The organism is Rhodanobacter ginsengiterrae, assembly GCF_050026815.1.
In the GTDB taxonomy this organism is placed as follows: Bacteria; Pseudomonadota; Gammaproteobacteria; order Xanthomonadales; family Rhodanobacteraceae; genus Rhodanobacter; species Rhodanobacter ginsengiterrae.
In genome coordinates, this window is the sequence record NZ_JALBWO010000057.1 from 137146 (window position 1) to 152153 (window position 15008).

15 protein-coding genes are annotated in these 15008 nt (G+C 66.3%); 10 read left to right on the plus strand and 5 right to left on the minus strand.

The features are described from left to right. Window positions 1-245 precede the first annotated feature (245 nt). The 6 genes from ACQGNJ_RS15610 (at window position 246) to ACQGNJ_RS15635 (ending at window position 6657) form a co-directional block, all read left to right on the plus strand. Window positions 246-530 carry a hypothetical protein gene (locus ACQGNJ_RS15610; protein WP_426690170.1) on the plus strand — a complete coding sequence of 95 codons (285 nt, stop codon included), beginning with the start codon at window positions 246-248 and terminating at the stop codon, window positions 528-530. Window positions 531-1099: 569 nt separating this feature from the next. After that, window positions 1100-1372, plus strand: coding sequence for a hypothetical protein (locus tag ACQGNJ_RS15615; RefSeq protein WP_426690171.1), 273 nt, complete (start codon window positions 1100-1102; stop codon window positions 1370-1372). Window positions 1373-1544: 172 nt separating this feature from the next. After that, entirely contained in the window at window positions 1545-2564 is a 1020-nt protein-coding gene (locus ACQGNJ_RS15620; protein ID WP_426690172.1) for a polysaccharide biosynthesis/export family protein, read from the plus strand. A 136-nt stretch (window positions 2565-2700) separates the two neighbouring features. Then, window positions 2701-3432 (plus strand): YjbF family lipoprotein, encoded by a 732-nt coding sequence (locus tag ACQGNJ_RS15625; RefSeq protein ID WP_426690173.1) that lies wholly within the window; start codon window positions 2701-2703, stop codon window positions 3430-3432. Beyond that, window positions 3429-4202, plus strand: a complete 774-nt coding sequence (locus tag ACQGNJ_RS15630) for a capsule biosynthesis GfcC family protein (RefSeq protein WP_426690174.1) — start codon at window positions 3429-3431, stop codon at window positions 4200-4202. The genes ACQGNJ_RS15625 and ACQGNJ_RS15630 overlap by 4 nt, the downstream gene beginning before the upstream one ends. A gap of 334 nt (window positions 4203-4536) precedes the next feature. Next, window positions 4537-6657, plus strand: a complete 2121-nt coding sequence (locus tag ACQGNJ_RS15635; RefSeq protein WP_426690175.1) for a YjbH domain-containing protein — start codon at window positions 4537-4539, stop codon at window positions 6655-6657. Window positions 6658-6866: 209 nt separating this feature from the next. Here the strand turns inward: ACQGNJ_RS15635 and ACQGNJ_RS15640 are convergent, their stop codons facing one another. Beyond that, entirely contained in the window at window positions 6867-7223 is a 357-nt protein-coding gene (locus ACQGNJ_RS15640; protein WP_426690176.1) for a Rieske (2Fe-2S) protein, read from the minus strand. Between the two features lie 77 nt (window positions 7224-7300). Here ACQGNJ_RS15640 and ACQGNJ_RS15645 point away from each other — a divergent pair, with 77 nt between their 5' ends. Further along, complete coding sequence (locus tag ACQGNJ_RS15645) at window positions 7301-7576, plus strand: hypothetical protein (RefSeq protein WP_426690177.1); 276 nt, start codon at window positions 7301-7303, stop codon at window positions 7574-7576. A 123-nt stretch (window positions 7577-7699) separates the two neighbouring features. Continuing rightward, a complete protein-coding gene (gene yedA / locus ACQGNJ_RS15650) occupies window positions 7700-8665 on the plus strand; it encodes a drug/metabolite exporter YedA (RefSeq protein ID WP_426690178.1) in 966 nt (321 codons plus the stop codon). 336 nt (window positions 8666-9001) lie between these two features. Here yedA and ACQGNJ_RS15655 read toward each other — a convergent pair whose 3' ends face one another. The 4 genes from ACQGNJ_RS15655 to ACQGNJ_RS15670 are packed head-to-tail and all read right to left on the minus strand — an operon-like array spanning window position 9002 to window position 13429. Then, window positions 9002-10276, minus strand: a complete 1275-nt coding sequence (locus tag ACQGNJ_RS15655; RefSeq protein WP_426690179.1) for an ABC transporter permease — start codon at window positions 10274-10276, stop codon at window positions 9002-9004. Between the two features lie 11 nt (window positions 10277-10287). Continuing rightward, a complete protein-coding gene (locus ACQGNJ_RS15660) occupies window positions 10288-11454 on the minus strand; it encodes an ABC transporter permease (protein WP_426690180.1) in 1167 nt (388 codons plus the stop codon). Between the two features lie 10 nt (window positions 11455-11464). Further along, window positions 11465-12151 carry an ABC transporter ATP-binding protein gene (locus ACQGNJ_RS15665; protein ID WP_426690181.1) on the minus strand — a complete coding sequence of 229 codons (687 nt, stop codon included), beginning with the start codon at window positions 12149-12151 and terminating at the stop codon, window positions 11465-11467. Window positions 12152-12196: 45 nt separating this feature from the next. Then, entirely contained in the window at window positions 12197-13429 is a 1233-nt protein-coding gene (locus ACQGNJ_RS15670; RefSeq protein ID WP_426690182.1) for an efflux RND transporter periplasmic adaptor subunit, read from the minus strand. 388 nt (window positions 13430-13817) lie between these two features. Here ACQGNJ_RS15670 and ACQGNJ_RS15675 point away from each other — a divergent pair, with 388 nt between their 5' ends. Both ACQGNJ_RS15675 and mscL read left to right on the plus strand, forming a co-directional pair. Further along, window positions 13818-14504 carry a fumarylacetoacetate hydrolase family protein gene (locus ACQGNJ_RS15675; RefSeq protein ID WP_426690183.1) on the plus strand — a complete coding sequence of 229 codons (687 nt, stop codon included), beginning with the start codon at window positions 13818-13820 and terminating at the stop codon, window positions 14502-14504. Window positions 14505-14579: 75 nt separating this feature from the next. Further along, window positions 14580-14990, plus strand: a complete 411-nt coding sequence (gene mscL / locus ACQGNJ_RS15680; RefSeq protein ID WP_426690184.1) for a large-conductance mechanosensitive channel protein MscL — start codon at window positions 14580-14582, stop codon at window positions 14988-14990. Window positions 14991-15008: the final 18 nt, after the last annotated feature.

Here is a 15008-nt window from a genome sequence, read left to right on the forward strand (position 1 = left end):
GGGAACGCCTGCGACAGTCGGCGGGTAATGACGATTCCGTTTGACCCAGCGCCCCTCCGTGAAGCCATCTTCACAAACCGCGACCGGTGCACGTTCCCCGAACAGCCCGACATGATAACTGAAGCGCTGCAGCTTGGCGGCCCCCGCCTGACTGGGAAATGTACGTGTCGCCAAAATTTGTGGTTATACTCGGCCGGTGCGGGATTTCACGCCCGCTTGACTACTTGCCTGCCGGGGAAAATTTCATGAAGAAGATGATCGTTGCGCTGCTGGCGACGGGCCTGATGGGTTCGGCGCTTGCCCAGTCCAATCAGCCCACCAATCAGCAGCAGGTAACTCCGCCGCCGCCGCAGACCCAGTCTGTCGTTCCCGGTGCCAAGGGCGCCACCGCGCAGTCGCTGGGCGAAATGACCCCGTTCTACGTGATCGGTGGCGTAGTGGTACTCGGCGCCATCATCGCCGCCTCCAGCGGCGGCAACAACCACAAGACCAGCACCCCGCCCCCGACCGGCACCACCGGTACGCACTGAGCGGTTGAGCTGGTTTGAAAGCCGCGCCAGGCCTTGCCTGGCGCGGCTTTTTTGTGGGCAAGATTCCTTGGCTCCTCCCCCTGCTCGGCAGGGGGAGGCCGGCGACCGCAGGGAGTCCTTCAGGTGAGGGGGTGCGCTTTTGATCTGGCCTGAGCGAAGAGCGACCCCACCCCAGCCCTCCCCTGCAAGCAGGGGAGGGAGCAAGAGCGTTTGACTCCTCCTCCTGCGCAGCCCCTCAAGGGACTTCCTTCGGTCGCAGGGGGAGGTTGGCGACCGCAGGGAGTCCTTCACAGGTGAGGGGGTGCGCTTTTGATCTTGCCTGAGCGAAGAGCGACCCCACCCTAACCCTCCCCTGCGAGCAGGGGAGGGAGCAAAGCTTCTGGCTCCTCCCCCTGCTCGGCAGGGGGAGGCCGGGAGGGGGTGCGCTTTTGATCTGGCTTTCAGCGTGCAGTTAGCCACCTCAGCTTTCACCCTCACTACACCCGTCGTGGCGTACATCGTTCCTTCACGCTCAGCCCTTATACTGTCCGGGTTGAACTTTCCTGAACCCGGGTCACAAGGAGCTGCACATGAAAATGATTCTTCCCGCACTTTTGACCGCAGGCATGATGGTGTCCGGTTTGGCGATGGCCGCGCAGCCGCAGCCCAATGACGCGCCGAACGCGCTGGCCCCGCCGATGGTGGCTGGTGCCAGCGCCGCCAGCACGGCGTCCACCGGCGGCATTACCGCCGGCAAGGTGGTGGCAGTGACGATCCTGGTGGTGGCGACGGTCGGCGTGCTTGCCGGTGTGGCTCGCAACGACTCGCATCCGGTCACCCCCGGTACCACCGGCACTCACTGATATCCTGTGATTGATTCGAAGCCAACGTGCCGACTTCGCTCGGCACGTTTTTCGTGTCTGTCGTTCCCCCTGCCGCTTTGAGTCTTCTTCGATCGTGAAAACATTCCCTGCCCTCACCCTCGTGGCCTGCGCCGTCCTGTTGCATGGCTGTGCCTTCGCGCCCGGCCAGCATATGTCCACCAGCGCGCTTGCCCGCGGCGACACGGTGGACAACAGCCAGGTCGAGCTGATCCCGATCACCCCGAAACTGATCGCGATGGATCGCGCCAGCGCGCAGGCGGTGGCGGTGCCCCCGGCGTTGCTGGCCTACCAGCCGCAGTCGTATCAGATCGGTGCGGGCGACAGCCTGTTCATCACGGTGTGGGAACACCCGGAGCTGACCTCGCCAGCCGGCCCGCAACAGGCCACGGTGGCCAACGGTCGCCTGGTGCGTTCGGATGGCACCTTGTTCTACCCGTATGTCGGCACGCTGAAGGTGGCCGGCATGACGATCGAGGAACTGCGCGTGGCGATCAGCAAGAAGCTGGCCGCGTACGTCGAAAAGCCGCAGGTCGACGTGAGCGTGGTGGGCTATGGCAGCCAGCGCGTGCTGCTGCAGGGCGCCTTCGTCAAGACCGATCCGCAGCCGATCACCGCGGTGCCGCTGACCCTGGCGCAGGTGCTGGGCACAGCCACCATCAATACCGAGCAGGCCAACCTGTCCGGCCTGGTGCTGACCCGCGACGGGCAGGATTACCACCTGGATCTGGACGCACTGAACAGCAGCGGCAACCTGGCGCAGGACATCTACCTGAAGCCGGGCGACCGCCTGTACCTGCCGTACAACGATCGCCAGGAAGTGTATGTGGTGGGCGAAGTGGTGAAGCCGATGGCGATCAACTTCAAGACCTCCGACCTCAGCCTGACCCAGGCCCTTGGACGCGCAGGCGGGCTCAACCCGCTCACCGCGAAGGGCAAGGCGGTGTACGTGATCCGCGGCGTGAAGGACCTGGAGCAGGCGCCGTCCAAGGTGTTCAGCCTGGACGCGCAGTCGCCGGCGGCGTTTGCTCTGGCCGACCAGTTCAAGGTGAGGCCGGGCGACGTGGTGTTTGTGGGACCGGCCGGCGTCACCCGCTGGAGCCGCTTCGTCAGCCAGTTGCTGCCGTTCTCCGGCCTGATCAGCAACGCGGCCAGCGCGAACAAGAACCTCTGATCGCAGCGGCCATCGCGTAGGAGCGCACCTTGTGCGCGATGGCTTTTCGTTAGGTGACGAAGAGCATCGCGCACAAGGTGCGCTCCTGCGGATCGTCACAACCCGCGCCCTACCGAATCAGGATGAGGAACCAGGCTTGCCACCGGACCCGCTGACGAACCCCAGGCGCACCGCGCCACCGCAGTCACGCCGAGCCGCCGCCCGCACGTTGCCAGCCTGGTTGCTGCTGCTGGCCTGCCCGCTGTTGTTCGGCTTGCACGGCTGCAGCGAACTGTCGCGCTCGTCGGTCAACGCGATGAAGCTTGCGGTCAAGGGCAAGCCGAAGGTGCAACCGACGGCCGCCGAGGTCGCCGCCAAGCCGTACTTCCAGTTGCAGGCCAGCAGCCCCGAGGGCAGCGCGGTGCTGATCCTGGGCAATGTCGATGGCCAGCGCCAGGCGTGGTACGGCAGCCACGGCGTGGTGGTGTTCATCGCGCACGGCCGGGTAGTGCAGACCACCGGGCTCGGCCAGAACCTCGATGGCGTGCAACTGCCCGCCGACGATCCGTTGGCGGGCGGACTGCAGACGCTTGCCGCGCCGGTGACCTACCGCATGCTGCAGGACTGGTCGCCGGGCTACCGCTACGGCGTGCCGGTCGAGGCCACGCTGACCCCGGCGGGGCATGAACAGCTCAGCATTCTCGGGCAGACCCACGACGTGCTGCGCGTGGACGAGCAGCTCCGCGTGCCGTCGCTGCATTACCGCGCCAGCAATCATTACTGGGTGGATCCGCGCGACGGCTTCATCTGGAAAAGCGAGCAACAGGTGGCACCCGGGTTGAGCCTGCAGCTGGTGCAACTGCGTCCCTATCGGGAGCCGCAGCGATGAACCGCGCACTTTGCGTTTGGCTGATGATCGCCTGGTCCGGCGCCGGCGTTGCCGCTCAGGTACAGGCAAGCGGTGCGGTGACCCATGCCGGCCAGGTGGAATTGAAGGGCCCGGCGCGCATCAGCGACGCCGCACTCGCCGCGCAACCGTTGCCACAGGCCTACATGAAAGGCGCCGCCTGGTTGCGCCCGAGCCTGCTGGCTGAGCAGCAGCGGCTGAAGGCCGGCGTGCTGTTCGACCTGGGCCGCCTGCAGCAACAGGCGCGCGCCGATGGCAAGCAGGCACTGGCCGCGAGCAGCGGCGCGCTGTTGCAGTGGATCGGCGCGCTGCCGGTGACCGGGCGCCAGTCGCCAGCCCTGCTGGATCCGCGCGCGGTGGAAGTGAACGCGCCGGAAAATCACCTGCTGGCCGCCGGCGACGAGCTGTACTACCCGCTGCGCCCGGCCGGCATCCGCGTAGTGGGCGCCGTGCAGCAGCCCTGCAGCTTGCCGCTGGTAGCGCTGCAGGATGCCCGGCTGTATCTGGCATCGTGCCCGCCCAGCCAGGCGGCCGACCGCGACAGCATCTACGTGATCGAGCCGGATGGCCGGGTATTCGTGCAGGCGGTGGCGCTGTGGAATCGCGGCGAACCGCAGTCACTGGCGCCGGGCGCGGTGATCTATGTGCCGCTGCGCGAAAGCGCGGCGCGCAAGGTGGATGCGACGATGAACAGCGACATTGCGGCCTTTCTCGCCACGCAGGTATTGCCAGGGCCGGAGACACTTCGATGATGATGGTTCGCGAAGAGCACCCCACCCCAACCCTCCCCTGCAAGCAGGGGAGGGAGAAGTGCGGCGACGCGTTGGTGCTCTTGCTCCCTCCCATGCTTGTTCCGCAAGGGACTTCCTTCGGTCGCAGAAAGGGCCAGGGCGGGGCCGCTCTTCCGCTCGCGCCCCCTCCCCTGCTCGCAGGGGAGGACTGGGGTGGGGTCGCTCTTCCGCTCGTGCCCCCTCCCCTGCTCGCAGGGGAGGGTTGGGGTGGGGTGGTCGCTCTTGATCTTCGCCTCAGCACGCACCCGGCCAACCCCACTCCGCACCATCGCACCACGCCACGGAACCTCCAGGCTTGAACACCCTCCAGCACATCCGACGCCAATGCACCTGCCTGCTGCCGCTGGCCGGCTGGTTGCTGACCTGCTCGGTGCATGCGCAGAACGCACCGACGCAGAGCGATTTCGGCGGCGCCGGCCTGCTGCAGACGCCCACCGCACGCATGGCCGACGATGGCGAAGTGGGCTTCACCGCCAGTCGTACCTCGCCGTATACGCGCTACAACTTCACCTTGCAGCCGCTGCCGTGGCTGGAAGGCAGCTTCCGCTACATCAGCATCAGCAACCGTTTGTATGGACCGTCCAACCTGAGTGGCAACCAGACACTCAAGGACAAGTCGATCGACGCCAAGGTGCGAGTGTGGCGCGAAAGCCATTACCTGCCGACCGTGTCCGTCGGCATCCGCGACCTGGGCGGTACCGGGTTGTTCTCCAGTGAATACGTGGTGGCCAGCAAGCGCTTCGGCCCGATCGATGCCAGCCTGGGCATGGCCTGGGGCTACATGGGCAGTCGGGGTGATGTCGGCAACCCGCTTTCGATCCTCAGCAGCCGATTCGATACGCGTCCCGGACGCGGCAACAATCCCGGTGGCCAGTTCAACAGCCGCAACTATTTCCGCGGACGCACCGCGCTGTTCGGCGGCATCAGCTACCAGACGCCGTGGCAACCGCTGATCCTGAAGCTGGAATACGAAGGCAACGACTACAAGCACGAGCCACAGGGCAACAACCAGCCGCAGCGCACGCCGATCAACATCGGCGCGGTGTACCGGCTGAATCGCAATGTCGACTTCAGCCTGGCGCTGGAACGCGGGCGCGTGGCGACGTTCGGCTTCACCCTGCACACCAATCTGGCGCGCAGCACCGGGCCGACCAAGCTGCTCGACCCGCCCGTGCCGGAACGCGCCAGCACCCCGCCCACGCAGACACCGCAACAGGTCGACTGGGTGGCGGTGAGCAAGCAATTGCACGACAACGCCGGCATCCAGGTGTCGAAGATCGCCCGCCGTGGCCGCGAAGTGGTGGTGACCGGCGAGCAGCAGCGCTACTTCTATCCGGCCAAGGCGCTGGGTCGCACCGCGCGCGTGCTGGACAACCAGCTGGCACCGGGCACCGACTGGTACACCGTGGTGTCCACCCGCGAAGGCCTGCCGATCGTGGCCACCAGCGTGCATCGGCAGCGCTTCGACGAACTGCTCACCTACGACATCGACCTGCCCGCATTTCGCCGCAGCGTGGAACAGAACCCGCCGCTGCCGCAGCATGAGGAAGTGCTGTACCGCGCCACGCCGAAGAAATTCAGCGGCAGCCTGGCGCTGGGTTACGCGCAGTCGCTGGGCGGTCCCGACGCGTTCATCCTGTACCAGGTCTATGCCAACTACGACGCCAATTTCCACTTCACCCCGAACCTGTGGTGGAGCGGCAACTTCAGTGCCAACCTGCTGAACAATTACAACCAGTTCAAGTACGACGCGCCCAGCAACCTGCCGCGCGTGCGCACCTATGTGCGCGAGTACCTGACCAGTTCGCGGCTGACCATGCCGGTGTTCCAGCTGACCGCCAGCCGCCGTCTTGGCACCGACCTGTATGGCCTTCTATACGGCGGCATGCTGGAAAGCATGTACGGCGGCGTGGGCGGCGAAATGCTGTACCGGCCGATGGGCGAGCGCTGGGCGATCGGCGTCGACGCGAACTGGGTGAAGCAGCGCGGCTTCGACCAGGACTTCTCGTTCCGCAAATACCACGTCGCCACCGGCCACGTGACCGGCTACTTCGACCTCGGCTACCAGGGCGTGACCCTGGCGCTCAGCTACGGCCGTTACCTGGCCGGCGACCGCGGCGCCACCATCGACCTCTCGCGGACGTTCCACAACGGCGTGCGCATGGGTGCGTATGCCACCTTCACCAATGTCTCGGCCAAGCAGTTCGGCGAGGGCAGTTTCGACAAGGGCATCTATCTGTCGATCCCGTTCGACCTGATGCTGCCCAGCTCGCACACCAGCAGCGCCAACATCCTGTGGCAACCCCTGCTGCGCGACGGCGGCGCCCGCCTGTCCAAACGCTACAACCTCTATGACATGACCAGCGAGCGCGACAGCAGCGCGCTGCAGGACAACCTGCAGATGGTCACCGAATAGCGGCTGCGCTCCCTCCCCTGCTCGCAGGGGAGGGCTGGGCGACCGCAGGGAGTGCTTTAGCTGGGGGTCGCTCTTGATCTTGCGCATCTCGCCACCCGGGGCTACCCCCTCCTGACCTCCCCCTGCCAAGCAGGGGGAGGAACAAGGCGGCATTGCTCCCCCAACCTCCCCCGCCACACAGGCAGCGGCACAAGCGTCGAGCAGGAAGTTCAGGCGAGCCTTACTTCGCCGTCGTCCACCTGCAGCGTGACCGTGCGCAGATGTTCGCCGCGGCATGGTCCGGCGATGCACAGGCCATCACCCTGATTGAACGTGGCGCCGTGCACGGCGCAGATCAGGGTGTCGCTTTTCAGCAGGAATTTGCCGGGGGCGTAGTCGAGGCGGCGGCCGGCATGCGGACAGACATTGAGGTAGCCGTGGACCTGATCGCCACGACGCAGCAGGATCAGGCTTTCCTCGCCGTCGGCCATGACGGCATCGACCGCGGTGGCGCCGCCATCGGGGATGTCGTCGAGCCGGCACAGGGCCGTTGGCTGCGACAATTCGGCGGGAGGGGATATATCCATCGGCACTTGTCTCGCGGGACGGAAGGCCCCAAGGTGGTGGTGTAAGTCGTTGATTTTACCACACGGATTTTTAACACATGCACTTCGCCCTGCCTCTCATTCGTCGTCCCCGCCACCCGCTGGCCCGCGCGCTTTCGCTGCTGTTGGGCGTGGCGGTGCTGGCTGTGTTGCTGGTGTTCGGGCTGGTGGTGGCTGGCGTGTTGCTGGTCGGCGGCATCGTGCTGCTGGCCGTGCGCCAGTGGAAGCTGGGGCGCGCGCCGGCGAAGTCCGCCGCAGCGTCCGCCCACGCGCAGCCGGCCGTGCTGGAAGGCGAGTTCGTGGTGGTCCGCCAGGGGCGTCCGGTCGCCCATTGAGCCATCTGTAGGAGCGCACCCTGTGCGCGATGCTCTTCGTCACGTGACGGAAAGCATCGCGCACAGGGTGCGCTCCTACGCTCAACACGCGGATAATGCGCCGTCCCCACACGACGCGCCCCCATGTCCGATACCCCTGCTTCCGACGCGGTCATTACGCCGCGCAGCCTGACTGATCCCCGCATCCTGATCCCGCTGTCGCTGTTGGCGCTGTACGTGATCTGGGGCTCGACCTATCTGGGTATTCGCTTCGCGCTGGAGAGCTACCCACCGTTCCTGCTGGCCGGTATCCGCTTCCTCGGTGCCGGCATCGCGCTGTACGGATTCCTGCGCTGGCGCGGCATGGCGGCGCCGACGGCGCTGCAGTGGCGCAATGCCGCGTTCACCGGTTTGCTGCTGCTGGGCATGGGCAATGGCCTGGTGTGTTTTGCCGAAGAACGGGTCAGCTCGGGCATTGCCGCGGTTGCCGTGGCCAGCATGCCGCTGTTCGCCGCATTGTTCACCGGCATGTATGGCCAATGGCCGAACCGGCGCGAAACCGTCGGGCTGGTAATCGGTTTCGCCGGCGTGATCGTGCTGAACCTGGGCAGCAGTTTGTCCGGCTCGCGCCTCGGCGCGCTGGCCTTGCTGGTGGCGGCGATGTGCTGGGCCTTCGGCTCGGCCTGGAGCCGCGGGCGCGACATGCCGCGCGGGCCGATGAACACCGCCGCGCAGATGCTGACCGCCAGCGTCGCGCTGCTGGCGTTCGGCTTCCTCAGCGGGGAACGCCTGCCGTCGCAGCCCACCCTGCACGCCACGCTGGCGCTGCTCTACCTGGCGGTGTTCGGCTCGATCATCGCGTTCAGCGCCTACCTGTATGTGCTCAAGCACGCGCGGCCGGCGCTGGCCACCAGCTATGCGTACGTGAATCCGCCGGTTGCCGTGCTGCTGGGCATCTTGCTGGCCGGCGAGCATCTGGGACCGTATGACCTGCTGGGCATGGCGATCATCCTGGGCGGCCTGGTGGTGATCACGCTGGCGAAGCTGAAGCGGCAGGTTGGGGGCAGGGTTGCCGGCGACGTGGCTTCGACGGATGTGCCTCGGCGCTGAGCTGCTTCCGGGAGGGTTGCGTGGCGGGGTCGCTCTTCGCCTGGGCCAGGATCAAAAGCGCACCCCCTCCTGCCCTCCCCCTGCAAGCAGGGGGAGGGAATCCATCGTGAGGCGACGTGCTCTGCTCCCTCCCCCGCTCCCTTCGTGAGGCGGCGCGCTCTGCTCCCTCACCTGCTGGCCCCTCAAGGGACTTCCTTCGGTCGCAGGGGAGGGTTGGGCGACCGCAGGGAGTGCTTTAGCTGGGGGTCGCTCTTCGCCTGACGCTGAACCCTCTGCCGCCGGCGATGCACTGGAACATGTGCAGGAGCGCGCAGGACTCGCTCCCGCAGCTCGGTATTACAGTTCGCGCAGCGCCGTGGTCACCGGCAGCCGCGCGGCTCGCACGGCCGGGAACAAGCCGCCGATGAAGCCGATGGTGAGCGCCCACAGCAGGCCGACCCACAGCAGCTGGGCGGAAACCCGCAGCTCGAAACTGAGCTTGCCGACCGAACCGGCGGCCAGCGTGGATGCGCTGTAGCCGTTGAACACCAGCCACGCCAGCAGGCCACCGATCAGGCCGCCGAGCAGGGCCAGCAGCATGGTTTCCAGCATCACCGCCACCACCACCGGCAATCCGCGGAAACCGATCGCGCGCAAGGTGGCGATCTCGCGCGCTCGTGCCGCGACCGCGGCGAACATGCAGTTGAGCGCGCCGAAGATCGCACCGATCGCCATGATCGAACCGACCACGATGCCGATCACCGTGAGGAAGCTGCTCATGCCTTCGGACTGCTTGCTGAAGTAGTCGAGCGTGGTGCTGACGTCCACCTTCAGCTGCGGATTGGCTTCCAGGGTGGCCTTGAACGCATCGAACGCGGCCGGGTCGGCCAGCTTCACGGTGACCGATGCGCGGCTGCTGCCGCGGCGATAAGTGTCGGCCACCACGCCGGCGTCGCCCCACACTTCGGAGTCCATCGAGTCACCGGAGGCGAACACGCCCACCACCGTCCACAGCTGGCTGCCGAGACGGATCTCGTGGCCCGGTTCCAGCCCGGCGAACTGCCTGGCCGCGCCCTTGCCGACGATGAGTTCGCGCAGGCCGGGAGTGAACTTGCGGCCCTCGACGATCTTCAGGTTCGGTCGCACCGCCCAGGCCTGGTCGCTGACGCCACGCAATTGCACGCTGCCCTCTTCGTCGGGCTGGCCACCCTTGATCGGCAAGTTCGCGGCCACCACCAGCTCGGGCGAGGCGATCGGCTGGCCCTTCGCGTCCTTGGCAATGCCGGCGGTCTGCGGGATCAGCGTCACGCTGTCGTGGTCGAGTACCGACATCACCTCCGAAGCGGAAGCGCCGCGCATCACGATGGCGGTATCGGTGCTGCCGGTCTTGCTCAGCGTCTCGCGGTAGCCGTCGCTCATCGCCAGCAGCGCCACCAGCACCGCCACCACGCCGGCGATGCCGATCACGATCACCGACGACATGCCCAGCCGTTGCCGCAGCGTGCTGATGCCGACTGCGGTGACCGAGATGGCCTGGCGCCCCTGGCGGGCGAGCAGCATCCACACGGCGAGCAGCAGCACCGACAGCACGGTGACTGCGGAGAAAAACAACATCAGGGAATGCAGGAACATGGTTGTTCTCCTCAGCGCCCGGCCAGTGCGTCGACGATGTTCAGACGCATCGCGCGCATGGCAGGCAAAGCACCGACCAGCAGGCCGGCGGCGATCATCAACAGCAAACCACGCAACCAGATGCCGCCATCCACCGGCGCCATCGGAATCGCGCCGCCCATTGCCGCATGCACGCCGCCGACCACCAGCATCGCCAGCGCCAGACCCAGCACGCCGCCGAGCAGCAACAGCAGCACCGACTCGGCCAGCACCATCGCCAGCACGCTGTGGCTGGAGAAGCCGATCGTCTTCAGCACCGCCAGTTCGGAAGTGCGTTCGCGCACGGCCTGCATCATCGTGTTGCCCGACAGCAGCAGCAGGGTGAAGAACACCGCGCCCATGATCGAGGTGACGATCAGGCCGATATCGGCCAGCTGCTTCATCCAGCTGGCGGTGGCCGCGGCCTCGGTCTGCGTGCGAGTCTCATGGTCCGAATTGGCCGAGATGGCATCGATCGCCCTGGCCACCCGGTCGGCCTGGTTGACGTCGGTGACGCGGGTGACATACCAGCCCACCTGGCCACGGTTGTACGGCGTGGTTTCGTCGAAGTACTTCCAGTTCAGCAGGAACATCTGGTCGTAGAAACCGCCGGACTTCTTGTCCTTCGAATGCAGGATGCCGACGATGTCGAAGGTCCAGTTCTTGCTGCCTTCATGGTTGGGGAAGATCGTCGACTGCATCGGAATCTTGTCGCCCACCTTCCAGTGGAACCGCTGGGCCAGCTTCTCGCCGACCAGCGCGCCGGTGCGGGTGGTGTCGAACGCCTTGCGCTCGGCCGCGCTCACTTCCATCTCCGGATAGAGGTCGAGGTAGTTCGGCTCCACGGCGAAGCTGAAGACCTGGTTGTGCGGATCCTGGTAGGCGCCGCCGAACCAGTTGGCGTAGGTGACCATCTTCACGCCGGGCACCTGCGCGATCCTTGCTTCCAGCGATTGCGGCAGGGTCTGGATGAAGGAAAGCCGGGAACCGGTCTGCAGCCGCTCGGCACCATTCGCGCTGTTGCCGGCCTGGTCGAAACCCGTGCGCACCGCATCGAGCATGCCGAACAGCAGGAACGCGGCAATGATCGACACCAGCGTGAGTATCGTGCGGGTCTTGCGCCGGAACAGCGCCGCCCAGATCAGATGAAGGTATTTCATCGTTGTGTCCTCACGCCGTTGCCTGTTCGACCAGGGTGCCCTTGTCCAGATGCAGCGTATGGCTGGCGTATTCGGCCGCCTTCGGATCGTGGGTGACCATCACGATGGTCTTGCCGTGATCGCGATTGAGCTGCTGCAGCAGGCCCAGCACCTCCTCGGCCGACTGGCGATCGAGGTCGCCGGTCGGCTCGTCGCAGACCAGCAAGGCCGGATCGGAAACGATCGCGCGGGCGATCGCCACGCGCTGCTGCTGGCCGCCGGACAACTCGCTCGGCTTGTGGCCGGCGCGATCGGACAGGCCGACCAGTTGCAAGGCGATGGCAGCGTTCTTCTTGCGCTGTGACGCGGACAGCTTGGTCAGCAGCAGCGGCAGTTCCACGTTGCGCTGGGCCGACAGCATCGGCATCAGGTTGTAGAACTGGAAGATGAAGCCGACATTCGAGGCCCGCCACTTCGCCAGCGCGCCGCCGCCGAGCTGGTCGATGCGCTGGCCGCCCACGCTGATGCTGCCGGCGCTGGGTGTGTCCAGCCCGCCGATCAGGTTGAGCAAGGTGGTCTTGCCGGAACCGGAGGGGCCCATCAAGGCCAGGAAATCGCCTTCGGCAATCGCCAGGTTCACGTGGCGCAGCACTTCCACTTTCTGCTTGCCGCGCTCGTACGTCTTGGCGAGATTCTGGATGTCGATCAAGGTGCCCATGGTGGATCTCCGATGCACATGAAATTTTGTCGGGAAGGAAACGCGCTACGGCTTTTTCATCTGGACGTCCGAACCGTCCTTCAATGCTGCGGGTGGCGACACCACCACGCTGTCGCCGGCCTTCACCATCGCCGGCAGCAGGCGCAGGTCGCCATAGCCTTGCGCGGCCGGCATCACGGTGCGCTGGCGCACCTGCTGGCCGTCGAGCACGAACACCACGCTGCGACCCTCGCGCTGCACGATCGCCGTGGCGGGAACCAGTACGCCTTGCGGCAGGCTGGCGGACTTCGGCTTCTGTTCCAGGAATGACACGCGCGCACCCATGTCCGGCACCACGCGGGCATCCTTGTTCTCCAGCGCCACGCGCACCTTCACGGTGGCCTTGCCGCGGTCGGCGGTGGGCACGATGGCGACCACGTGGGCAGGAATCTTCCAGTCCGGGTAGGCATCGAGCACCGCCTCGGCCGGCATGCCCGGCTTGACCCGGCCGATGTATGCCTCGTTGACGTCGACATCCACTTCCAGCGAATCCATGTCGACGATGGTGCCCACGCCGGTGCGGGTGAAACCGCCGCCGGCGGACAGCGGCGAGATGATCTCGCCGACCTGCGCGTCCTTGGTGGTAACCACGCCGCTGAACGGAGCGCGCACCACGCAATAGTCGAAGTTCACCTGCGCCACCGCGGCCTGCGCATCGGCTGCCCTGGCCTGCTGCTGTTGCGCATTGAGCTGGGCGCGCAGGCCGTCGACCTGGCTGCGCGCCTGTTCGGCACTCTGCTTCGAAACCAGCCCGCGACCGACCAGCGCCTGCAGTCGCGCCGCGTCGTGGATGCCCTGGGTCAGCTGCGCCCGGACCTGCGCCACCTGGGCATGGGCGGCGTCGGCCTGGGCCCTGGCCGCATCGAGATAGGCCTTGTAGCCGCTGTCGTCCAGCCGTGCCAGCACCTGGCCCTGCTTGACGCGATCGCCTTCCTCGATCAGCACCGCGGTCAGCGTGCCGGTGATCTGTGCCGACACCGTGGCCTGCCGCCGCGCCGTGACATACCCGGTCGCCTGCAGCACCGCGCCGGCCTCGCTGTCGGAACTGGGTGCGATCGCCGTGGCCGTCTGCACGGCCACCGCACGCTGGCCCAGCAGCATCCAGCCGGCGCCGCCAAGCAGAGCCAGCAGCACGATCACCGCGGCGACGATCCATGGCCAACGCGCCGGACCACGGCTGTGGTCCTCGCGCTGGTGGCGCTCGATGCGCAGTTCCTTCAACAGTTCGGCGTTATCCACTCGTGTTCCCCGCCCGGTATGCCGGGTGCTCGATAGATGCAAGATTGGCCGATCAGCTACGCCACGATCAGGGTGCAGCATCAGCCATCGTCGATGACAGCTGTCACCCGGGTGGGCTCCCGGGCCAGGCCCGGAGCTTGACGCCCATCGTGGACCGCCCCGGCAGATCGTTTGGTCCTCCCCATGGCGACGAACGCGATCGAACCGGATCGACATCAACCTGGAAACGGCCCGCAACCCCTGCCGGCGGGTTCGCGTCGCCGTTCACGCCTTTGCCGAATGCCTGCAAGGCTGTGCAGAGAGTAGCCTTCACGCACCGCAGCTGCCACCTCGCGCCAACTGGGCCGTGGACGCGACGACGTTCAAGCGCTTTGCTACGCTTGCCGACATGACTTACGCCATCGCCGCACCCGCCGTTGCCAGCCTGCCGATCATCGGCTCCGACCAGCGCTTCCCGATCCGCCGGGTGTTCTGCATCGGCCGCAATTACGCCGAGCATGCCCGCGAAATGGGCGCCAGCGTGGACAAGTCGGCCCCGATGTTCTTCTGCAAGCCGGCCGACGCGGTGGTCAGTGATGGCGCAGACGTGCCCTACCCGTCAGTCACCACCGACCTGCACCACGAAGTGGAAATGGTGGTGGCGCTGGCCGCCGGCGGCAGCAACATCGCGCCGGCGGACGCCAGTGCGCTGATCTTCGGCTACGGCGTGGGGCTGGACCTGACCCGCCGCGACCTGCAAGCCGCGGCCAAGGCCAAGGGCCACCCGTGGGACGTGGCCAAGGCGTTCGACCATTCAGCACCGGTGTCGGCGCTGCGCCCCGCGCGCGAGGTGACGCTGGATGACCACAGCGTGTTGCGCCTGAGCGTGAACGGCCAGCCGCGTCAGCAGACCGCGCTGGGCGAGATGATCCACGACGTGCCGCACATCATCGCGGCGCTGTCGGTGCTGTTCGAGCTGAAGGCCGGCGACCTGATCTTCACCGGCACGCCCGCCGGCGTTGCCGCACTGCAACGTGGCGACCGCTTTCACGCCGAACTGGTGGGGGTGGCCGAACTGCAGAGTCGGATCGTCTGATCGCCGGATCTTCCGGCGTCCGCCTGTTGCGTTACATTCGGCCTGCCAACCGACCCAGCAAGGAGTATCAACAGCATGAGCATGATCAGCGAATTCAAGGCTTTCGCGATGCGTGGCAACGTCATCGACCTGGCGGTCGGCGTGGTCATCGGCGGCGCGTTCGGCAAGATCGTCAGCTCCCTGGTCGACCAGATCATCATGCCGCCGATCGGCTGGCTGACCGGCGGCATCGACTTCAGCGAGTTGAAATGGGTGCTGAAGCCGGCCGACAACACCAATCCGGCGCACAAGATTGCCGAGGTGGCGATCCAGTACGGCGCCTTCATCAACACGCTGATCCAGTTCATCATCATCGCGTTCGCGATCTTCATGGTGATCAAGGCGATCAACCGCCTCAGCCGCAAGCAGGAAGAGGCGCCAGCGGCGCCACCAGCGGACGTGGTCCTGCTGACCGAGATCCGTGACCTGTTGAAGAACAAGCCGTAGCTCGTGTTGTGGGAGCGC